The organism is Achromobacter sp. NCFB-sbj8-Ac1-l, from assembly GCF_052695805.1.
Map to the genome: position 1 here is coordinate 5,589,904 of NZ_CP199812.1, position 21,821 is coordinate 5,611,724.

The following is a 21,821-nucleotide window of genomic DNA, read 5'->3' on the forward strand; positions in this document are numbered from 1 at the left end:
ACGCCATGCACACGCCAACCGACGCCGCCGTAGAGGCGGCCGCCGACCTCCCCGGAGGCGGCAATCCCCACGTCACCGCCTGGCGCCAGATCCGCCAGGGGCTGCGCAGCTGGCCAGTCATGCTGGCCCTGGTGGTGCTGGCCGTCATCGTGGCCATCGCCGTGTTCGCGCCGCTGCTGGGCACCGTGGACCCCACCCAGATCAACCCCGGCGCGCGCTTGAAGCAGCCCTTTGCCGACTATCTATTCGGCACGGATGCCTTCGGCCGCGACGTCTGGTCGCGGGTGGCCTACGGTGCGCGCATCTCGCTCATCGCAGGCCTGGGCGCCGCCGTCGTCAGCGTGGCCATCGGCCTGGTCATCGGCGTGATAGCGGGCTGGTTCCGGTCGCTGGACGGCTTCATCATGCGCACCATGGACGCCATCATGGCGATTCCCGGCATCTTGCTGGCGATCGCCCTGGTGTCGGCCACCGGCGCCAGCCTGATGACCGTGCTGATCGCCATCACCATCCCGGAAATTCCGCGGGTGGTGAGGCTGGTGCGGGGCCAGATCCTGACCGTGCGCGGCGAGCCCTATGTCGAGGCCGCGCTGGCGCTGGGCACGCCGCTGCCGCTGCTGCTGTGGCGCCACATGGTGCCCAGCACCGTGGCGCCCCTGACCGTGCAGGGCACCTACGTGTTCGCCTCGGCCATGCTGACCGAAGCCATCCTGAGCTTCCTGGGCGCGGGCATCCCGCCCGAAATCGCCTCCTGGGGCAACATCATGTCCGAAGGCCGCATGTACTTCCGCATGCTGCCGGGGCTGATCCTGTTCCCGGGCCTGTTCCTGTCGCTGACCGTGCTCAGCGTGAACATCCTGGGCGACGCGCTGCGCGACGCGCTGGACCCGAAAATGGTGCGCAGGATCTGATGCCGATGACCTACTCTCCCACTCCGCCCGCGGGCGATACCTCGTCCGCCGTCCTGGCCATCCGCAACCTGTCGGTGGAAGTCGCCGGCGCAGGCAACCGCGTCGTGCGCAACCTGAGCCTGGACGTGCATGCCGGCGAAACCGTCTGCGTGGTCGGCGAATCCGGCTCGGGCAAATCCGTCACCTCGCTGGCCGTCATGGGCCTGTTGCCGCCGGGCGTGCTGCGCATCAACGCGGGCTCGATCCGCGTCGAAGGCGAAGACGTCGCCAGCGCCACGCCGCGCCGGTTGCGCGAACTGCGCGCCACCCGCATGGCCATGGTGTTCCAGGAACCCATGACCGCCCTGAACCCCGTGCACACGGTCGGCAAGCAGGTCGACGAAGTGCTGCGCCTGCATCGCCGCATGTCGGCCGCCGAGCGCCGCGCCAAGGTGCTGGAGATGTTCCGCTCGGTGCACCTGCCCGACGTCGAACGCATTTTCGACGCCTACCCGCACCAGCTGTCGGGCGGCCAGCGCCAGCGCATCGTGATCGCCATGGCGCTGATCCTCGAACCCAAGCTGCTGATCGCCGACGAACCCACCACGGCGCTGGACGTCACCACGCAGAAGCAGATCCTGCTGCTCATCAAGGAACTGCAGGTCAAGCACAAGACCGCCGTGCTGTTCATCACGCACGACTTCGGCGTGGTGGCCGAGATTGCCGACCGCATCGTGGTGATGAACCGCGGTGACCTGATCGAAAGCGGCACGCGCCACGAGATCCTGGCCGAGCCCAAGCAGTCGTACACGCGGCGCCTGGTGTCGTCCGTGCCCAGCCTGGTGCCGTCGCGGCGCGACGCGCCCGCCGGCCAGCCGGTGCTGCACGTCAAGGGTCTGGGCCGCACCTACGGCGGCAAGCGCGCGCTGCTGTCGCGCCGCGCGCCGCAGAACGTCATCGCCGCCACGGACGTGAACCTGACGCTGCGCAAGGGCGAGATCCTGGGCATCGTGGGCGAGTCCGGCTCGGGCAAGTCCACCGTGGCGCGTTGCATCGTGCGCCTGATCGAGCCCACGGCCGGCCACATGATGATGGGCGGCGAAGACCTCAGCACCCTGTCCGGCGCCGCGCTGCGCCCGGTGCGCCGCCGCATCCAGATCGTGTTCCAGGACCCCTACCGGTCGCTGAACCCGCGCCGCACGGTGGGCGAATCCATCATCGAAGGCCTGCTCAATTTCGGCATGCCGCGCGAAGAGGCCCTCAAGCGTGCCGGCGAAACCCTGACCGTGGTCGGGCTGAGCCCCGACGCGATGCGGCGCTACCCGCACCAGTTCTCGGGCGGCCAGCGCCAGCGCATCTGCATCGCGCGCGCGCTGGTGATGGACCCGGAAATCCTGGTGGCCGACGAGGCCGTGTCCGCGCTGGACGTGTCCGTGCAGGCGCAGGTGCTGGAACTGCTTGAACAGGTGCGCCAGCGCACCGGCGTGGGCGTGCTGTTCATCACCCATGACCTGCGCGTGGCCGCGCAGATCTGCGACACCATCATGGTCATGCAGCGCGGCAAGGTCGTCGAGACCGGCAGCGCCGAAACCGTGCTGACCGAACCCCGCCATGAATACACCCGCGCCCTGATCGACGCGGCGCCCGGGCGCGACTGGGACTTCCGCAATTTCCGGCCCGTCGCGGCCGGCCAGACGCCTGCCGCCACCGCCTGACGCGCCCTCATCCACTGGAACCCGCCATGCCGCAACCGCACGAACTCTCGGCCCAGGAACTGCTCTCGGCCTATCGCAACAAGACCTTGTCGCCCGTCGAGGCCACGCGTTCGGTGCTCGATCATATCGAGCGCTGGGAACCGCACATCCACGCCACTTACGCACTGGACCCGGAGCAGGCCCTGACCCAGGCCCGCGCCTCGGAAGCGCGCTGGATGAAGGGCGAACCCCAGGTCTGCGGCGGCTACACGCTGGACGGGGTGCCCGCCACCATCAAGGAAAACATTGCCACCCGCGGCGTGCCGGTGCCGCTGGGCACCGCTGCCACGGAACTGACACCCGCGACGGCGGACGCCCCGCCCGCGGCCCGCATGCGCGAGGCTGGCGCCGTCGTGCTGGGCAAGACCACCATGCCCGACTACGGCATGCTGTCCTCGGGCCTGTCGAGCTTTCACGAGCTGACGCGCAACCCCTGGGACGTCACCAAGAACCCCGGCGGCTCCAGCGCTGGCGCAGGCGCGGCCGCCGCCGCCGGCTACGGCCCGTTGCATATCGGCACCGACATCGGCGGCTCGGTGCGCCTGCCGGCCGCCTGGTGCGGCATCGCCACGCTCAAGCCCAGCCTGGGCCGCATCCCCATCGACCCGCCGTTCATGGGCCGCTGCGCCGGCCCCATGACCCGCACCATCACCGATGCCGCGCTGATGATGGGCGTGCTGTCGCAGCCCGACGTGCGCGACCACATGAGCCTGCCCTTCCAGGATTTCGACTGGCTCAACCTGACCCAGGACGTGCGCGGCCTGCGCATCGGCCTGTTGCTGGACGCCGGCTGCGGCCTGCCGCTGGACCCGGAGATCCGCCAGGCCGTCGAGGCGGCAGCCCGCCTGTTCGAGGCCGCCGGCGCCATCGTCACGCCCATGAACCCCTGGATGACGCCCGATATGCTGGACGGCGTCGACCGCTTCTGGCGCACGCGCTCGGCCATCGACCTGGGTGCGCTGCCTGAGACGCGTCGCGCCAAGATCCTGCCGTTCATCCGTACCTGGGCCGAAAGCGGCGGCGGCCAGGCCGGCGAGGCCGTGTTCCGCAGCTACTACGAAACCCTGAACGTACGCGCCAGGACCGTGGCCGCCTGCGCCCCATACGACTACGTGCTGTCGCCGGTGGCGCCCGTGGTGGCCTACAACGCCGAGTGGGCTGCGCCCACCAACGACGTGGCGACCACCATGCACCACATCGGCTACACCCTGCCCTACAACATGAGCGAGCAGCCGGCCGCGTCCGTCAATTGCGGCTACACCCGCGCCGGGCTGCCCATCGGCCTGCAGATCGCGGGCGCGCGCTTTGACGATCTGGGCGTGCTGCGCGTGGCGCACGCCTGGGAGCGCATGCGCCCGGCCCAGCACCCGTGGCCCCAGCCACCCGGCGCGGCCTGATTCCTTCCGTGGGCCGGCCTTCCCGCCGGCCCTTTTGCTTTCCGGTCTTTCCCCTTTGGCAACCCACAGGACACCCCATGCGTTGGCTTCTGGCAATGATCAAGCACGAGACGAACACCTTTTCGCCCGTGCCGACCCCGCTGTCGCGGTTCTTCCGCGGCGCCCCTGACATCCTGGAAGGCGAGCGCGCCATCCGGGCCTACGAAAACACCGATAGCGGCCTGGGCGGTTACATCGAGGTGGCGCGGCGCGTCGGCGCCGAGATCGTGGTGCCGGTGGCGGCCGAATCCTGGCCCAGCGGGCCGGCCAGCAGCGACACCCACGAAGCGCTGTGCAAGCGGGTGCTGGACCAGGTCCGGCGCGGCGGCTTCGACGCCATCCTGCTGGACTTGCACGGCGCCATGGTGGCCGAAGGCGTGGAAGACGCCGAAGGCGACCTGCTGCGCCGCTTGCGCGAAATAGACCCCAAGACGCCCGTGGCCGTGACGCTGGACATGCACGCCAACATCTATGCCGACATCGTCGACCACGCCACCGTCATCAGCGGCTTTCATACCTATCCGCACGTCGATATCCGCGAGGCGGGCGTGCGCGCCGCCAACGTCATCGTGCGCACCCTCAAGGGTGAAATCAAACCGGTCATGACCTGGGCCAGCAAGCCCATGCTGCCGCACGTGATGTGCCAGGGCACGCACACCGAACCCAACAAATCGCTGCAGGAACGCTGCAAGCAGCTCGAAGCCGGCGGCGTGCTGGCCGCCTCGGTCTTCGTGGGCTTCCCGCACGCGGATATCCGCGAAGCCGGGCTGAGCGCCGTGGTCTGTACGGACGGCAACCTGGCCCAGGCCGAGCAATACCGCGACGAGCTGCTGGACCGCGCCTGGAACGACCGCGCCAAATGGGTCTTTCATCCTGAGCCGCTGGTGCCCACCATCACCCGCGCCAAGGCCATCGAACACGGGCCGGTGGTGCTGCTTGACCACTTCGACAACACCGGTTCGGGCGGCACCATGGACACCACTGCCGTGCTGGCCGAAGTGCTGCGCCAGGAACTGGACAATGTCGTGTTCTACGCGATCTGCGACCCGCAGGCCGCGCGCGAGGCGGCCGCGGCCGGCGTGGGCAACCCGATCACCCTGGCGCTGGGCGGCAAGGTGGCCATGCCCGCCATCAAGCAACCGAGCGAACCGCTGACGGTCACGGGACGGGTCAAGCTGGTGTTTGACGGGGTCTACCTGAATCGCGGCCCGATGTATCGCGGCGTGCGCAACGATACCGGGCTGACGGTGGTGATCGATACCGGCCAGGTCGAGATCGTGGTGGTCTCGCGCCACCAGGAACCCTTCGACATCAATTGCCTGCTGTCGGCCGGCATCGACCCGCTGCAAAAGCGCTACGTGGTGCTGAAAAGCCGCGTGCACTGGCGGGCGGGCTTTTCCGACATGGCGACCGACGTGATCGAATGCACCGGCGTGGGCGTCACCACGTCCGATTATGGGCAGCTGGAATTCAAGCACGTGCGGCGCCCCATCTACCCCCTCGACCCGCTCTGAAGCCGGTTTTGTCGACAATATGGCCGGCGCCCCACGGCGCCGGCTTTCATTTTGAAATCTTCGGTAACTGGGCGCACCCTCCACGCGCGATCTGCCTCGGTATACTCGCCCCGGTCCTTACAGGACGATGAATCCGTCTATGCCGCTGCCCGCCTGTTTCACGGCGCTGCACCGCGGCCGGATCTGACTCGATAATCAACGACAAAGCAAAACGATGAAAAAGAGCGTAGCGATCACCTTAGCCGTGGTCATAGTGGGAGCGGGAAGCTGGGTAGGTGCCACGTGGTACACCGGCAAGCGCATTGAAGAAAGCGCCCAGCGCCACCTGGCCGAAACCAACGAAAAGCTGGCCAAGATCACGCCTTTGTTCGGTCTGCGCATCGACCAGATCAAGTATGAGCGCGGCCTGTTCTCGACCCAGGCGCGTTACGGCCTGTCGTTCGTCAAGAACGACAAGAGCCCGCAGGAAATGCCCGACGGCATGGTCGAATTCGATGCCAACATCGAGCACGGCCCGTTCCCCAAGAGCGCCCTGGCGCGCGGCGCCATCGCCCCCAAGCTGGCGTTCTTCCATGCTGAACTGGCCAAGACGGACAACGTCAAGCCGATCTTCGAGCTGACCAAGGACGTCTCGCCCCTGATCACCGACGCCATGGTCAGCTTCGGCGGCAACACCGCCTCGACCTCGAAGATCGCGCCGGTCAAGGTCACCCACGAAGGCAACTCGGTCGACTTCAGCGGCATGACCATCACCGGCACCTTCGACCGCGGCCTGCAGAGCGTCACCGCGCACGCGCAGACCGATACGCTGGCCGTGGACGGCACCAAGGGCAACGACCCGATCAAGATGCTGCTGTCGGGCCTGTCGATCGACGTCGACAGCCGCATGGGCAAGTTCGGCCTGTCGATCGGCGATTCGGGCTTCAAGATCAAGCGCACCGAGGTCTTCAAGCCTGACGCTGATGTCAAGGTTACGCTCGACAACTTCGGCTACACCGTCAAGGTCGCCGAAGATGACAAGACCATCAATGTGCAAGCCGCCTACCAAAGCGGCGACATCAACGTGAACGACGTGGCGCTGGGCAATGCCCAGGCCGTGATCAAGCTGGCCAAGCTGGACGGCGCCGCGGTCAAGCAACTGTCGGACACCTACAACCAGCTGCTCCGCCAGTACATGGCCGATACGCGCGACGAAGGCCTGAACGACGAACAGTTCCAGGTGCTGCTGGACAACGCCGGCAAGCTGCTGGCGGGCAACCCGTCGTTCAGCATCGACCCGATCAGCTGGAAGACCGCCAAGGGCGAAAGCAAGCTGACGTTCTCGCTGGACCTGGCCAACCCGCCCAACGTCAAGGACCTGACGCCGCAGGAAATCATCGTCAAGGCCATCAAGCAGATCGATGCCACGCTGGTGATCTCCAAGCCGATGGTGCAAGACCTGATGGTGCAGTATGGCGTCAAGAAGGGAGGCATGGCCGCCGACAAGGCCGCCGAGGAAGCCGCCGACAACGTGCGCAGCATGTCCGGCATGGCCGAGATGTTCAACGTGGGCAAGAACGAAGGCGACAACATCGTCGGCAAGTTCCACTTTGCCGATGGCATGGGCGACCTGAACGGCAAGAAGATCCCCGCCGACGAACTGTTCTCGGGCCTGCTCAGCGCGGCCAGCATCTCGCCCAGCGTGACGGACGACGATGAAGAATCCGAACCTGCCGCGGGCGCCACCTCGGGCATGGACGGCGACGTCGCCTCGGCGTCCAGCAGCGAGACGCTGCAGGACTTCAACGTCGACATGGTCGTCAGCATGCTCGACGACATGGGCTACACCACGCGCAAGACCGACGGCGACGAAGGTCCCGTGCTGATCCTGGACGCGGGCAGCACCGGCGCCACCGACCTGCGCATGGAATTCCTGTGCAATGACTTCACCGAGAAGTGCTACGACCTGGTCGTCACCGCCACGTACGCCACCAAGAAGCCCGCCTCGCTGAAAGCCATCAACGCCTGGAACCGCGAATACCGCTGGACCCGCGCCTACCTGGACGAAAAGAACCAGGCCGTGCTGCAGATGGACATGAACGCGGAAGGCGGTATCGGCAAGGACAACCTGCAGATCCTCATCAATACGTACTTCAGCATCACCGAAGACTTTGCCAAGACCTTGACGGCCGCGCCGGCGAAGTAAGCCCTCGCGCGCAGGCTGCCCCGCCCCCCCGGGCGCGGCGGCGGATACGACAAGCAAGGGGCCGCACGCACAGTGCGGCCCTTTTTGCATCCGCGCGCAGCCGCCCCGGGTGCCACCAAAGAAAAAGCCCCGGCTTGAAACAAGCGGGGGCTGCGGTCTTGCCACGCGGGCCCGCCTCGCGGCAGGCCCGTCGCACGCTTACGCGTAGGCTTCGATCGGCAGGCAGGCGCACACCAGGTTGCGGTCGCCATAGGCGTTGTCCACACGGGCCACCGGCGGCCAGTACTTGGCGTCGCGCAGGGAAGCCACCGGGTAGGCAGCCTGCTGGCGCGGGTAGTCGTGCAGCCATTCTTCGGCCAGCAGCATCTGCGCCGTGTGCGGCGCGTTCTTCAGGACGTTGTCTTCGCGATCGCGTTCGCCGCGCTCGACCTGGGCGATTTCCTCGCGGATCGAGATCATGGCGTCGATGAAGCGGTCCAGTTCGGCCACGCCTTCGGATTCGGTCGGTTCGACCATCAGCGTGCCGGCCACCGGGAAGCTCATGGTGGGGGCATGGAAGCCGTAGTCCATCAGGCGCTTGGCGATGTCTTCGGCGCTGATGCCGCTGGTTTCCTTGAGCGGACGCACATCCAGGATGCACTCGTGCGCCACGCGGCCGTTGCGGCCCGCGTACAGCACCGGGTAGTGGTCGCGCAGGCGGGTGGCGATGTAGTTGGCGTTCAGGATGGCCACTTCGGTGGCGCGGCGCAGGCCGTCGGCGCCCATGAGCGCGATGTACACGAACGGAATCGGCAGGATGCCGGCCGACCCGAACGGGGCGGCCGAGACAGGGCCGACGTGGGCCTCGCCGGGCAGCTTGCCCTGCTCGTTGACCACGCCCGGCAGGTACGGCGCCAGGTGGGCGCGCACCGCCACGGGACCCACGCCCGGGCCGCCGCCGCCGTGCGGAATGCAGAAGGTCTTGTGCAGGTTCAGGTGCGACACGTCGGAACCGAACTTGCCCGGCTGCGCCACGCCGACCATGGCGTTCATGTTGGCGCCGTCCAGGTAGACCTGGCCGCCGGCCTGGTGCACCAGGTCGCAGATCTCGGTGACGGCTTCCTCGAACACGCCGTGCGTGGACGGGTAGGTGATCATCAGCGCGGCCAGCTTGTCGCCGACCTGTTCGATCTTGGCGCGCAGGTCGGCCAGGTCGACGTTGCCGTTGGCGTCCGAGGCCACGACCACGACTTCCATGCCGGCCAGCTGGGCCGAGGCCGGGTTGGTGCCGTGGGCCGACGACGGGATCAGGCAGATGTTGCGCTGGTGCTGGCCGTTGGCCTGGTGGTAGCCACGGATGGCCAGCAGGCCGGCGTATTCGCCTTGGGCGCCCGAGTTGGGCTGCAGGCTGATGTTGTCGTAGCCGGTGATTTCGCACAGCGCGGCCGACAGGCGGGTGATCAGCTCGTCGTAGCCCTGGCTTTGCGAGGCGGGCGCGAACGGATGGATCAGCGCGAATTCGGGCCAGGTGATGGGGATCATCTCGGCGGTGGCGTTCAGCTTCATGGTGCACGAACCCAGCGGGATCATCGTGCGGTCCAGCGCCAGGTCCTTGTCGGCCAGCTTGCGCAGGTAGCGCAGCATGTCGGTTTCGGACTGCACGCTGGAGAACACCGGGTGCTTCAGGATGGCGCTTTCGCGGGCCACGGCGGCGGGAATGCCGCTGGCGGCCGCGGCGTCCAGCGCGTCGATGTCGAGTTCGACGTCATCGCGCTCCAGGCCGGCGGCAAACACGTTGACCAGCGCTTGCAGGTCGGCGGCGGTGACGGTTTCGTCCAGCGAGACGGCCAGGCGGGCGCCGTCGACGCGGCGCAGGTTGATGTGCTCGCACTCGGCGGCCGTCAGGATGGCCGGGGTGGCGGCGCCGGTTTCCAGCAGCAGCGTGTCGAAGAAGGTGTCGTTGGCGACCTTGATGCCCAGCTTGCCGAGTTCGGCGCGCAGGATGGCGGTGTAGCGCTGCACGCGATGGGCGATGCGGCGGATGCCGGCCGGGCCGTGCCACACGGCGTACATGCCGGCCATGACGGCCAGCAGCACTTGCGCCGTGCAGATGTTGGACGTGGCCTTTTCGCGGCGGATGTGCTGTTCGCGCGTTTGCAGCGCCAGGCGCATCGCCGGGTTGCCCTGGGCGTCCTTGGACACGCCGACCAGGCGGCCGGCCATGTTGCGCTTGAAGGCGTCCTTGCAGGCCATGAAACCGGCGTGCGGGCCGCCGAAACCGAACGGCACGCCAAAGCGTTGCGCCGAACCGACGGCGATGTCGGCGCCCCATTCGCCCGGGGCGGCCAACAGCGCCAGCGCCAGCAGGTCGGTGGCGACGGCCACCACGGCGCCTTGGGCGTGGGCCGCGTCAGCCAGCTTGCGGTAGTCGGACACCGAGCCGGTGCTATGCGGGTATTGCAGCAGCACGCCGAAGCATTCCGGCAGGCCCTCGGCTTCGTCGCCGATGGCGATTTCGATGTCCAGGCCTTCGGCGCGCGTGCGCACGACTTCGATAGTCTGGGGATGCACGTGGCGCGAGATGAAGAACACCGGGCTCTGCGACTTGGCGCCGCGGCGGGCCAGCGTCATGGCTTCGGCGGCGGCGGTGCTTTCGTCCAGCAGCGAGGCGTTGGAGATGTCCAGCCCGGTCAGGTCGGCGACCATGGTCTGGTAGTTCAGCAGGGCCTCGAGGCGGCCCTGCGAGATCTCGGGCTGGTAGGGCGTGTAGGCCGTGTACCAGGCGGGATTCTCGAGAATGTTGCGCAGGACCACGTTGGGGGTCTGCGTGCCGTAGTAACCCTGGCCGATGTAGTTGCGAAAGACCTTGTTGCGGCCGGCGATCTGCTTCAGTTCGGCCAGCACGTCGGCTTCGCTGCGCGAGGGCGGCAGCGCCAGCGGGGCCTGGCTGCGGATCTTGGGCGGCACGACTTCTTCGATCAGGGCGTCCAGGCTGGCGCTGCCGATCACGGCAAGCATGGCGGCCTGGTCGGCGTCGGAGGGGCCGATGTGGCGGGGAATGAAGTCGGTGTGGGTGTCTAGGGCGCGCGACATGGAGGGATCTCGGGGTAGCAGGTGTCGTCGGGGGACGAACGGTGATGCATCTTGCGGACGGGCGCGACGCCTGGCGCCGCCGCCCGCCCGGACAGGCTTAGCCGTTGGCGACGGCTTCGTAGCCGGCAGCGTCCAGCAGCTTGTCGGCATCGGCGGCGTTGACCGGCTTGATCTTGAAGATCCAGGCCGTGAAGGCCGATTCGTTGATCAGGTTGGGGTTGCTTTCGAGTTCGTCGTTGAATGCGACGATTTCGCCGGCGACCGGGGCGTAGATGTCGGAGGCGGCCTTGACCGACTCGACCACGCCGGCGGTTTCGCCTGCGTTCAGCTTGGCGCCGACCTTGACGTCGCCGACGAAGACCAGGTCGCCCAGTTGGTCCTGGGCGGTATCGGTGATGCCGACGACAAACACGTCGCCTTCGGCTTTGACCCATTCATGGGACTGGGTGTACTTGCGATCGGTGGGCAGACTCATGGGAACTCCTGAGGGATTCGGGTAGAAGAATGGTGTTGCGCGCCTCGCGCCGGCAGCCCGCCCGCCACGGGGGGCCTGCGGCGCGAAGCTTCGAGTTTACGAGTGTTCGACGGCTTTGCCGTTACGGACAAACGGCAGTTTGCAGACCAGGGCGGGCACCCATTTGCCGCGGATGTCGACCTCGACCGTATCGCCCGCGGCCACGCCTTGCGGCAGGCGGGCAAAGCCGATCGATACGCCCAGCGTGGGCGACATGGTGCCGCTGGTGAGTTCGCCGGTGCCTTGCGCGGTGCGCACGGCCATGTGGGCGCGCATGACGCCGCGTTCCTGCAGCTTCAGGCCGACGAAGGCGGCGGGCGTGGCGAATTGTTCCAGCGCGTCGCGGCCGATGAAGCGGCGCTCGGGGTTTTTCAGGGACACCGTCCAGGTCAGCGCGGCCTCGCCGGGCTGGGTCAGTTCGTCCATGTCCTGGCCGTACAGGTTCATGCCGGCTTCCAGGCGCAGCGTGTCGCGCGCGCCCAGGCCTGCCGGGCGCACGCCCTGGGCGACCAGGTCGCGCCACAGCTGCACGACGTCGGCAGCGGGCAGCACGATTTCAAAGCCGTCTTCGCCGGTGTAGCCGGTGCGGGCCACCAGGGTGTCGTCGCCGATGCGGGCGGCCACGAACGGGGTCAGCGGTTCACTGGCGGCCTGCCAGGCCGGGCGCGCGGCCCAGACCTTGGCGCGGGCGTTGGGGCCCTGCACGGCGACCATGGCCAGGTCGCGGCGCGGCGTGATGGTGACGTCGAACTTGCCGGCCTGCTTGACGCGCTGCATCCAGGCCATGTCTTTGTCGGCGGTGCCGGCGTTGACGACCACGCGCCATTGGTCGGCGGCGAAGAAATAGACGATCAGGTCGTCGATGACGCCGCCTTGCGGGTTCAGCATGCAGGTGTAGAGCGCCTTGCCCGGCACCGTCAGCTTGGCCACGTCGTTGGCCACCAGGCGCTGCAGGTAGGCAAAGGCATCCGGGCCGGTGACGTCGGCGTTGAGCATGTGCGAGACGTCGAACATGCCGGCGTCCTGGCGCACCGCGTGGTGCTCTTCGAGTTGCGAGCCGTAGGCCAGGGGCATGTCCCAGCCGCCGAAATCGACCATGCGGGCGCCGGAGGCGATGTGTTCGTCGGCCAGCGGGGTGCGTTTGAGGGTTGCGGACATGCAGGGGACTCCGGAGCGGCAGCGGTGCCAGGGTTACGGAATGCCGCTGGCAGATGGGCAATGCGCCCCCGCACAACGGCTGAATCTTCCGCCCCTCTGTCCTTTTGCCTGAGAGTTGCCCCGCGTGGCGGGTTTGCACCTTCGGCGCCTGGGCTGCGCGCTATGTCCCTGATTGGGCAGCGGCGCCAGGTCTCTCCAGAGTGCTGTTTTGCCGCGTCCGCACGGCATAAACCGGGACAGGGCAAACATGTGCGGTATGGGATACCTGAGCGATTCCGGGCGAATTGCGCCTTCGGCGGCGGCTGCGGTAACAGCCGCTCTCTCCCGCAACATGCGTGACAGCGCCGAAAGCATACCGCGAAACGCCGGCTTCGCCCAGCGCCGCGCGGCCTGTCACCGGCGGCCCGCAACCTGTTCGCAACGCCTAGCCCAGCGCCGTGTCCAGCAGCATCATCAGCACGAAGCCCAGCATCAGCCCGCAGGTGGCATAGACCTCGTGTCCCTTGCGATGCGATTCGGGGATGATTTCGTGGCTGATCACGAACAGCATGGCGCCCGCCGCGAATCCCAGGCCCCAGGGCAGCATGGCCGCCGACCAGCCCACCACCGCCGCGCCCAGCACGGCGCCGACCGGCTCGACCAGGCCGGACAACATTCCCAGCGCCACCGCGAACGACCGCTTGTAGCCGGCGGCGATCAGCGCCACGGCCACCACCAACCCTTCGGGGATGTCCTGGATGGCGATGCCGGTGGCCAGCGCGGTACCGCGCACCGGATCGTTGCCCGCGTAGCCCACGCCGATGGCCAGGCCTTCGGGCAGGTTGTGCAAGGTAATGGCGAAGACGAACAGCCAGGTACGGCGCAGCCGATGCGCCTCGATGCCTTCGCGGCCCTTGATGAAGTGTTCATGCGGCAGCAGCCGGTCCATCAGCAGCAGCGCGGCCGCGCCCAGCAGGATGGCCGCACCGACGGTCAGCCCGGCTCCCCAGGGGCCGGCGCCCTGCGATTCGGCTGCCGCGATGCCCGGCGCCACCAGCGAGAACGCGCTGGCCGCCAGCATCACGCCCGCGCCGAAGCCGAACATGCTGTCCTGCATTTTCTGGGGAATGGTGCGCGCGAAAAGAATGGGCAGCGTGCCCGCCGCGGTGGCGCCGGCGGCGACCATGCCGCCCAGCAGCGCGTCCGCCACATGGGGTGCGTGCACAGCGAGATAGACCCACAGCTGATGCAGGCCCAGGCAGGCGACCAGCACCGCCAACGTCCAGACACTGACGCTGGTGGCTGCGGGCCGGATGCGATGACGGCTGAATGTGTTCATGAACCTGCCCTCGCGCAATGCCGGATCAGCCGATGGCAGCGGCGTAGCGGCGCGCCACCTCGGGCCAATTGACGACATTGTAGAAGGCGCCGATGTATTCCGGCCGGCGGTTCTGGTACTTCAGGTAGTAGGCGTGCTCCCACACGTCCAGGCCCAGGATGGGGGTGTTGCCCTGCATCAGCGGGCTGTCCTGGTTGGCGCTGCTTTCCACCACCAGCTTGCCGGCCGGCGTGACCGACAGCCAGGCCCAGCCGCTGCCGAAGCGGGTCAGCGCTGCCTTGGTGAAGGCCTCGCGGAACGCGGCCAGGCCACCCAGTTCCGCATCGATCGCGCGGGCCAGCGCGCCATCGGGCTCACCACCGCCCTGCGGCGACATGACGGACCAGAACAGGCTGTGGTTGGCATGGCCGCCGCCGTGGTTGCGCACCGCGCCGCGGATGGCCTCGGGCAGTTGGTCCAGGCGGGCCACCAGGGCTTCGACCGGCTCGTCGGTGGCGATACCGGCGCCGTCCAGGGCCGCGTTCAGGCTGGTGACGTAGGTCTGGTGGTGCTTGCTGTAGTGGATTTCCATCGTCATGGCGTCGATATGGGGTTCGAGCGCGTCATAGGCGTAGGGCAAGGTCGGCAGGGTGTAGGCCATGGCATGTCTCCGTCAGGACGGCGCCGCCGAATGCGGGGCCGAATCGATTATCGAAAACATAAATGATATGTATTTTTATTTGATATAACAATGGTGGCGTTGCCGAGGCTGTCATGGCGGCGGGCGATGCGGCCCGCCGGCCGCGTGGACACGGCCAGTGGCGGCCTGGCCGATCGCTGCCGTGAAACCGTCCGAGAATGAAAGCGAAGCGGCGGTCCGCGAACGCGGGCGCCGCGCCTACAGCGCCTTGCCGCAGGCCACGCCCGAGGCCCAGGCCCACTGGAAGTTGTAGCCGCCCAGCCAGCCAGTGACGTCCACGGCTTCGCCGATGAAGTACAGCCCGGGGGTGGTCTTGGCCTGCATGGACTTCTGGTCCAGCCCGCGGGTGTCGACGCCGCCGCGCATGACTTCGGCCTTCTTGTAGCCGGCGGTGCCGCTGGGCACCAGCGTCCATTGGTGGATGTCCTGCGCCAGCGCGCGCAGGGTCTTGTCGGGGGCATCGGCCAGGCGCAGCGCCGCCAGGCCGGGCTTGCCGCCCTGCTCGGCCAGGTGCAGCCAGCGGTCGGCCAGGCGCTTGGGCCACAGGCCGGCCAGCACGGTATGCAATTGCTGGCGGTTGCCGGACTTGGACGCCAGCAGCTCGTCGGCCAGGTCGCGCCCCGGCGCCAGGTCGATGACGATGGGTTCGCCCGGCTTCCAGAAACTGGAGATCTGCAGAATCGCCGGGCCCGACAGGCCTCGGTGCGTGAACAGCAGGTCTTCGAGGAATTCGCCGCGGGTCTTGCCCTGCCCGGTGTGCAGGTTGACCTCCAGCGCCACGCCGGACAGCTCCGCCAACGGTTGCCATTGGGCCGCGTCGAAGGTCAGCGGCACCAGCGCGGGGCGCGGCTCGACCACCTTCAGGCCGAACTGGCGCGCCAGCTTCAGGCCGAAATCGGTAGCGCCCAGCTGCGGGATCGCCATGCCGCCGGTGGCCACCACCAGCTTGGCGGCCCGGATGGGGCCCTGGCTGGTGCGCAGTTCGAAGCCGGCCTCGCCATGGGCCACCTCGGCCACCTGGCAGCCCATGCGCCACTTCACGCCGCCCGCGTCACATTCGGCGCACAGCATCTCGATGATGGATTCGCTGGAATCGTCGCAGAACAGCTGGCCACGATGCTTTTCGTGCCAGGCGATGTGGTGGCGCTTGAGCAGCGCCAGGAAGTCCTGCGGCGTGTAGCCCGACAGGGCCGACCGGCAGAAGTGCGGATTGTCGGACAGGAAATTGGCCGGGCCCGCCCCGATGTTGGTGAAGTTGCAGCGGCCTCCGCCGGAGATGCGGATCTTTTCGGCCAGGCGCTCGGCATGGTCGACCAGCACCACCCGCAAGCCACGCTGGCCGGCAACCGCTGCACACATCATGCCAGCGGCGCCGGCGCCGAGAACGGCAACATCGAACATCGGAACAGTCGGCCCGTATCAGTCTTCGATCAGGCAGTCGACGTAGTAACGCTTTTCGCCGTCCGGACCCACTTCATCGGCCAGGCCGTGGATGTAGGTTTCGAAGCCCGGGAAGCGCTCGTTGAACTCGCGCGCGAACTGCAGGTACTGGACGATGGTGCGGTTGAAGCGTTCGCCCGGAATCAGCAGCGGGATGCCCGGGGGGTACGGCGTCAGCAGCACGCCCGTGACGCGGCCTTCGAGCTGGTCGATGTCCACACGCTCGACCTCGCGGTGCGCCATGCGGGCAAAGGCGTCGGACGGTTTCAGCGCCGGCACCATGTCGCTCAGGTACATCTCGGTGGTCAGGCGGGCGACGTCGCGCGCACGGTAGGCCTCGTGGATTTCCTGGCACAGATCGCGCAGGCCCATGCGCTCGTAGCGGCGATGGTCTTTGCAGAAGTCCGGCAGGATGCGCCACAGCGGCTGGTTGCGGTCGTAGTCGTCCTTGAACTGCTGCAAGGCGGTCAGCAGCGTGTTCCAGCGGCCCTTGGTGATGCCGATGGTGAACAGGATGAAGAACGAGTACAGGCCGGTCTTTTCGACCACCACGCCGTGCTCGGTCAGGTACTTGGAGACGAGCGCGGCGGGGATGCCGGTTTCGCCGAAGCTGCCCGACATGTCCAGCCCCGGCGTGATGACCGTGGCCTTGATCGGGTCCAGCATGTTGAAGCCTTCGGCCATTTCGCCGAAGCCGTGCCAGTGGTCGTTGGCTTCGAGAATCCACTCGTCGCGGTTGCCGATGCCTTCGGACACCAGGCGGTTCGGCCCCCAGACCTTGAACCACCAGTCGTTCTTGCCGAATTCGGATTCCACCTTGCGCATGGCGCGGCGGAAGTCCAGCGCTTCGCGAATGCTTTCCTCGACCAGCGCGGTGCCGCCCGGGGGTTCCATCATGGCCGCGGCCACGTCGCACGACGCGATGATCGCGTACTGCGGCGAGGTGGACGTGTGCATCAGGTAGGCTTCGTTGAAGACGTTGCGGTCCAGCTTGCGGGTTTCGGACTCCTGCACGATGATCTGCGAGGCCTGCGAAATGCCGGCCAGCAGCTTGTGCGTCGAGTGGGTGGCGAACACCATCGCGTCCTGGCTGCGCGGGCGGTCCTGGCCGATGGCGTGCATGTCCTTGTAGAACTCGTGGAACGCGGCGTGAGGCAGCCAGGCTTCATCGAAGTGCAGCGTGTCGACGTAGCTGCCCAGCTGCTCTTTGATCATTTCCACGTTGTAGATGACGCCGTCGTAGGTGCTCTGCGTCAGCGTCAGGATGCGCGGGTTCTTGTTCACCGCTTCGCGCGCGAAGGGGTTGGCCTCGATCTTCTTGCGGATGTTGTCCGGGTGGAATTCTTCCAGCGGGATCGGGCCGATGATGCCCAGGTGGTTGCGCGTGGGGCGCAGGAACACCGGGATCGCGCCCGTCATCGTGATGGCGTGCAGGATCGACTTGTGGCAGTTGCGGTCCACGACGACCACGTCGCCCGCGGCCACGTTGGCATGCCACACCACCTTGTTCGAGGTGGACGTGCCGTTGGTCACGAAATAGCAGTGGTCGGCGTGGAAGATGCGCGCGGCGTTCAGTTCCGATTCGGCGATCGGGCCGGTGTGGTCCAGCAGCTGGCCCAGTTCGTCCACGGCGTTGCAGACGTCGGCGCGCAGCATGTTCTCGCCAAAGAACTGGTGGAACATCCGGCCCACCGGGCTCTTCAGGAATGCCACGCCGCCCGAGTGCCCGGGGCAGTGCCACGAATAGGAGCCGTCCTGCGCGTACTTGACCAGCTCGCGAAAGAACGGCGGCGGCAGGCTGTCCACGTAGCTGCGCGCTTCGCGGATGATGTGCCGCGCCACGAATTCGGGGGTGTCCTCGAACATGTGGATGAAGCCGTGCAGCTCGCGCAGGATGTCGTTCGGGATGTGTTCCGAGGTGCGCGTTTCGCCGTACAGGTAGATGGGGATGTCGGCGTTGCGGAAACGCAGTTCGCCGATGAACATGCGCAGGTTCTTGATCGCGCTGGCCACGTCCTCGGGCGAATCCACGTCGAATTCCTCATCGTCGATCGACAGGATGAAGGCGCTGGCGCGGCTTTGCTGCTGGGCGAACGAACTCAGGTCGCCGTAACTGGTCACCCCGATCACCTCGACGCCCTCGGCCTCGATCGCTTCAGACAAGGCACGAATACCCAAACCGGACGCGTTCTCGGAACGGTAGTCCTCGTCGATGATGAAAATAGGGAAGCGGAATTTCATGCAGGCGCTCCTGGGGCAAGCGAAACGGACCGGTGTGGCGGACGCGAGTGTACTTCTAGTGAAAAACCGTCTGATGACAGGCGGCGCGAAGGTCCCGCCAGGTGGGCGGGAATGGCCGAATTGTAGGGCGGTTTTTCCCCAGGCCCTATGGTTTTCCCGAAGATGGCCGCACACGGGCCCCGACGGGGCCCGCGACAGGCCCGTCCCCGGGCCCGCCCAAGGCGGCACTGCTTAGCGGATGGTGCGCGCTTCGCCCGCCCGCAGCGCGGCGGTGAAGGCATCGAAGTACGGCGGAATGGCCTCGGCGTCACCGTAGCGGATGCGCCGCTCGACCTTGGCGATGGCGCCGAAGCAGATCTCGGCATCGGGCTCGCCACACACCAGCACGACCGGGTCTTCGTCGTCGCAGACCTCGTACAGGCCACCGTGGGCCCGGCGCGCCACTTCGTACAGATAGGCGGCCGCGCCGACGGTCTGCATGGGGGTCAGGGGCAACGAGCCGACGTGCGCGGCTTCAAGCGCCGCGTCGAGCGCGTGGATGCTGGAGGGGGAGTAGTCGAGCGTGGCCCCGGCGGATCCGGCGGCCTGGACGAAATCTTGCGCGGCGTTGGCCACGCGCGCCACGAACTCTTCCTGGACTTCGTCGCGCTTGGCGTCCTGGTTTATCTTGAGGAAACCGAACATCATTGGCTCCTTTGTGAAAACCGCAAGCGGCGTTAGGGCCATTATAGGCAACCCGGCCGCCTATACTGGCCAGTAGGCTCCCGAACCGTTCCCTATTCCCAACACTTGCCCGCATGCCCTCCAGCGCCCCACTTGTCCGACGTCTTACCCCCGCAGACGCCCTGTCCCTGCGGCAATTGCGCCTGGACGCCTTGCAGGAAACCCCCGAGGCGTTCGGATCAAGTTACGAAGAGGAACACACGCTGACATTGGACGATATCCGCGGCTGGATCGCCCCCGCGGACGACAGCGCCATGTTCGGCGTGTTCCTGCACGACGCGCTGGCCGGCATGGTGGGCGTGGCGCGGCAACGCAAGCTGAAGATGCGACACAAGGCGCATATCTGGAGCATGTATGTGGCGCCGGACTTCCGCGGCCAGGGCCTGGCCCGGCTGCTGATGCGTGCGGCCATCGACCACGCCGCCGGCATGCGTGGCGTGCGCCAGGTGCAATTGAGCGTCACCGCCAACAACGCCGCCGCCTTCAATCTGTACGCCGCGTTGGGATTCGAGGAATACGGCCACGAATGCGAGGCCCTGTGCGTCAACGGCGTGCTCTACGACGAGCTGCTGATGGCGCTGCCGCTGGCCGGCAGGTAGCGCCCTGCCCGTTCAACCCGAGCGACGGCGCGCGCCGTAGGCCCAGACCTGGTTGCGGCCGCCGTCCTTGGCCTTGTACAGCGCCTGGTCGGCCGCCTTGATGACGGCATCCGGCGCGCGCAGCGCATCGCCGCGCTCGGCCACCCCGATGCTGACCGTGACTCGCAACGGCCGCGAATTGCGCCCGCCGCGGCCGCCGCGCCGGCGCTGGCCGACCTGGTCCGCCTTGGGCCGCGCCGGCTTGTCGCGCAGGCGCATCTGGTAGGCCTCGATCGCGCGCCGCACGGTTTCCAGATGCGGCATGGCTTCGACCGCGGTCTTGCCCGGGAACACCAGCGTGAACTCTTCGCCGCCGTAGCGGTAGGCATAGCCGCCGCCCGCCACCCGGCGCAGTTGCGACGCCACCATGCGCAGCACCTGGTCCCCCACGTCGTGGCCGTGCGTGTCGTTGAAAGCCTTGAAGTGATCCACGTCCGCCATCGCCAGCGTATAGACGCGGCCCATGCGTTGCAGCCGTTCGTTGAGGGCGCGGCGCCCGGGCAGGCCGGTCAGCTCGTCGCGGAACGCCATGTGAAAGCCCTCGTGCGCCAGCGAAATCGACAGCGCGGTCAGCGCGGCCGACGCCATCACGGCCAGCTCCAGCGGATGCTGGGCGCCGCGCGGCAGGGCCCAGGCCATGCAGACAAAGCCCAGCCATTGGCCGGCCTGTTGCGGGCGGCCATAGCGCAGCAGCAGCAGGGTCAGCGTCAGGCCCGTCACCAGCAGCGCCGCCAGGGCTTGCACGGGCAGGCCCAGACGGGCCAGCATGCCTTGCACCGCCAGCGGGCCGAACCCGTCCGCCACGCCATCCTTGCCCGCCAGGGCGATGGCGGCCGCCCCCAGCGCCATCAGGCCGATGCGGGCAGCCATGTCCAGCAGCAGGCTGGAACGCTCGGCCCACAAGGCGTTGATGGTGTAGGCCAGCGACCACCACACCAGCGCCGGGGCCAGCGCCCAGGGCGCCTGGTTGGCCAAGACGGGCCACAGGGCCACCGCCCCCAACACGCTGAGCATCAGCGCCAACGTCTGCGAGCGCTGGTACATCAGGCAGATCGCCGCCCCCACCAAGGCCATGACCCAGGGCACGAAAGGCACGATCTGCGTCAATGCAGGCGGCCATTGCTGCCATAGCAGCAGCCCGCCCGCCGCGAATACCGGCAGCGCAGGATAGAACAACAGGGGCAGCCAGGGAATGTGGGGGTAACGCACGGGTAGGGCCTTGCTCACGCTTGCTGAGATGACGTCGCCAAATCGGCAAACACATATCTCTTTTTACGGTCACGGCCCGGGGTTCTTTAGCGCAGCAACGATCTGGGCGGGGCCTGCCGCGCGGGGTCGGCGTCGTGCTATGTTTTCGCGACGCTCCTTGCCGGAAAACCTCATGCGCATCCTGGTCAATATCGACGTTCCCGATCTCGAACAAGCCATCGCCTTCTACCGGGACGCCTTCGGGCTGGTGCTGCACCGACGCCTGGGCCCCCAGGCCGCCGAGATGCTGGGCGCCTCGGCCCCCCTCTACCTGCTGGAAAAGGCGGCCGGCACGCCGGCCGCAGGCAGCGTGCGCCAGCCACGCGACTACGACCGCCACTGGACGCCGGTGCACCTGGACGTGGTGGTCGACGATGTCGACGGCGCGGTGCAACGGGCGGTGACGGCGGGCGCACGGCTGGAAGACGCCGCCGTCTCGCATGCATGGGGCCGCATTGCCCACCTGAGCGATCCGTTCGGCCACGGCATCTGCATCCTGCAGTTCCTGGGCCGCGGCTACGACGCGCTGACGACCGCCTCGCTCCGCGACCTGCCGGTCACCGATGCCGATTTCGAAGCCCTGCTGGCCCTGCGCATCGAGGCCATGCGGGACAGCCTGGAACGCCTGGGCCGCTTCGACCCCGAGCGGGCGCGAGCGCGGCTGCGCAATACCTTCCGGCCCGATCACACCTGGTTCATCGAGCGGGACGGCGCGCGCGTCGGCTTCTATGCCCTGCGCCCGGACGGCGACGGGCTGCGGCTGGACCATCTGTATGTGGTGCCGGCCATGCAAGGCCTGGGGGTGGGCGGCCAGGTGCTGGACCGCCTGCTGCGCGATGCCGACAGCCGTGGCCTGCCGGTGCGCGTGGGCGCGCTGCGCGGCAGCGACTCGAACCGCTTCTACCGCCGGCACGGCTTCGTGCAGGTGGAAGAAAGCGAATGGGATATCGATTATCTGCGCCCCGCGCCGGGGCGCAGGGCCTGATACACCGTCGCGACCGGGGCCGGGTC

The 21,821-nt window shown here is 67.6% G+C and carries 16 protein-coding genes and 2 riboswitches; of the genes, 7 read left to right on the forward strand and 9 right to left on the reverse strand.

Annotated elements, in window-relative coordinates; translation table 11 throughout:
* The first annotated feature begins 5 nt into the window (after positions 1 to 5).
* The 5 genes from ACUDP5_RS25670 (at position 6) to ACUDP5_RS25690 (ending at position 7,779) form a co-directional block, all read left to right on the forward strand.
* The gene (locus ACUDP5_RS25670; RefSeq protein WP_445657536.1) at positions 6 to 911 is read left to right on the forward strand and encodes an ABC transporter permease; all 906 of its coding nucleotides are present in this window, start codon (positions 6 to 8) and stop codon (positions 909 to 911) included.
* A 5-nt stretch (positions 912 to 916) separates the two neighbouring features.
* Positions 917 to 2,605, forward strand: coding sequence for an ABC transporter ATP-binding protein (locus tag ACUDP5_RS25675; protein WP_263909590.1), 1,689 nt, complete (start codon positions 917 to 919; stop codon positions 2,603 to 2,605).
* Positions 2,606 to 2,631: 26 nt separating this feature from the next.
* On the forward strand, positions 2,632 to 4,041 hold the full coding sequence (locus ACUDP5_RS25680; protein WP_263909588.1) for an amidase: 1,410 nt from the start codon (positions 2,632 to 2,634) through the stop codon (positions 4,039 to 4,041).
* 77 nt (positions 4,042 to 4,118) lie between these two features.
* A complete protein-coding gene (locus ACUDP5_RS25685; RefSeq protein WP_445657537.1) occupies positions 4,119 to 5,594 on the forward strand; it encodes a M81 family metallopeptidase in 1,476 nt (491 codons plus the stop codon).
* Positions 5,595 to 5,808: 214 nt separating this feature from the next.
* Positions 5,809 to 7,779 (forward strand): DUF945 family protein, encoded by a 1,971-nt coding sequence (locus ACUDP5_RS25690; RefSeq protein ID WP_445657538.1) that lies wholly within the window; start codon positions 5,809 to 5,811, stop codon positions 7,777 to 7,779.
* Positions 7,780 to 7,977: 198 nt separating this feature from the next.
* Here the strand turns inward: ACUDP5_RS25690 and gcvP are convergent, their stop codons facing one another.
* From gcvP to ACUDP5_RS25730, 8 genes are all read right to left on the reverse strand, one after another.
* Entirely contained in the window at positions 7,978 to 10,851 is a 2,874-nt protein-coding gene (gene gcvP, locus ACUDP5_RS25695) for an aminomethyl-transferring glycine dehydrogenase (RefSeq protein ID WP_263909582.1), read from the reverse strand.
* Positions 10,852 to 10,948: 97 nt separating this feature from the next.
* Positions 10,949 to 11,326 (reverse strand): glycine cleavage system protein GcvH, encoded by a 378-nt coding sequence (gcvH, locus tag ACUDP5_RS25700; RefSeq protein WP_025139390.1) that lies wholly within the window; start codon positions 11,324 to 11,326, stop codon positions 10,949 to 10,951.
* A 96-nt stretch (positions 11,327 to 11,422) separates the two neighbouring features.
* Positions 11,423 to 12,523: a glycine cleavage system aminomethyltransferase GcvT gene (gene gcvT / locus ACUDP5_RS25705; protein WP_445657539.1), complete on the reverse strand. Its 1,101-nt coding sequence runs from the start codon at positions 12,521 to 12,523 to the stop codon at positions 11,423 to 11,425.
* Between the two features lie 86 nt (positions 12,524 to 12,609).
* Positions 12,610 to 12,732, reverse strand: a riboswitch (glycine riboswitch).
* Positions 12,733 to 12,765: 33 nt separating this feature from the next.
* A riboswitch (glycine riboswitch) is annotated at positions 12,766 to 12,860 on the reverse strand.
* A gap of 87 nt (positions 12,861 to 12,947) precedes the next feature.
* Entirely contained in the window at positions 12,948 to 13,841 is an 894-nt protein-coding gene (locus tag ACUDP5_RS25710; protein WP_263909577.1) for a ZIP family metal transporter, read from the reverse strand.
* Between the two features lie 25 nt (positions 13,842 to 13,866).
* Positions 13,867 to 14,481 (reverse strand): superoxide dismutase, encoded by a 615-nt coding sequence (locus ACUDP5_RS25715; protein ID WP_445657540.1) that lies wholly within the window; start codon positions 14,479 to 14,481, stop codon positions 13,867 to 13,869.
* A 237-nt stretch (positions 14,482 to 14,718) separates the two neighbouring features.
* The gene (locus ACUDP5_RS25720) at positions 14,719 to 15,921 is read right to left on the reverse strand and encodes an NAD(P)/FAD-dependent oxidoreductase (RefSeq protein ID WP_445657541.1); all 1,203 of its coding nucleotides are present in this window, start codon (positions 15,919 to 15,921) and stop codon (positions 14,719 to 14,721) included.
* A gap of 18 nt (positions 15,922 to 15,939) precedes the next feature.
* Positions 15,940 to 18,201, reverse strand: a complete 2,262-nt coding sequence (locus tag ACUDP5_RS25725; protein WP_263909570.1) for an arginine/lysine/ornithine decarboxylase — start codon at positions 18,199 to 18,201, stop codon at positions 15,940 to 15,942.
* 231 nt (positions 18,202 to 18,432) lie between these two features.
* On the reverse strand, positions 18,433 to 18,885 hold the full coding sequence (locus ACUDP5_RS25730) for a hypothetical protein (RefSeq protein WP_263909568.1): 453 nt from the start codon (positions 18,883 to 18,885) through the stop codon (positions 18,433 to 18,435).
* Positions 18,886 to 18,998: 113 nt separating this feature from the next.
* On the opposite strand from ACUDP5_RS25730, the gene ACUDP5_RS25735 reads away from it, so the two are divergent.
* Entirely contained in the window at positions 18,999 to 19,523 is a 525-nt protein-coding gene (locus tag ACUDP5_RS25735; protein WP_445657542.1) for a GNAT family N-acetyltransferase, read from the forward strand.
* A gap of 12 nt (positions 19,524 to 19,535) precedes the next feature.
* Here the strand turns inward: ACUDP5_RS25735 and ACUDP5_RS25740 are convergent, their stop codons facing one another.
* Positions 19,536 to 20,771, reverse strand: a complete 1,236-nt coding sequence (locus ACUDP5_RS25740) for a GGDEF domain-containing protein (protein WP_263909564.1) — start codon at positions 20,769 to 20,771, stop codon at positions 19,536 to 19,538.
* Between the two features lie 172 nt (positions 20,772 to 20,943).
* On the opposite strand from ACUDP5_RS25740, the gene ACUDP5_RS25745 reads away from it, so the two are divergent.
* Positions 20,944 to 21,795, forward strand: a complete 852-nt coding sequence (locus ACUDP5_RS25745) for a GNAT family N-acetyltransferase (RefSeq protein ID WP_263909562.1) — start codon at positions 20,944 to 20,946, stop codon at positions 21,793 to 21,795.
* Positions 21,796 to 21,821 lie beyond the last annotated feature (26 nt).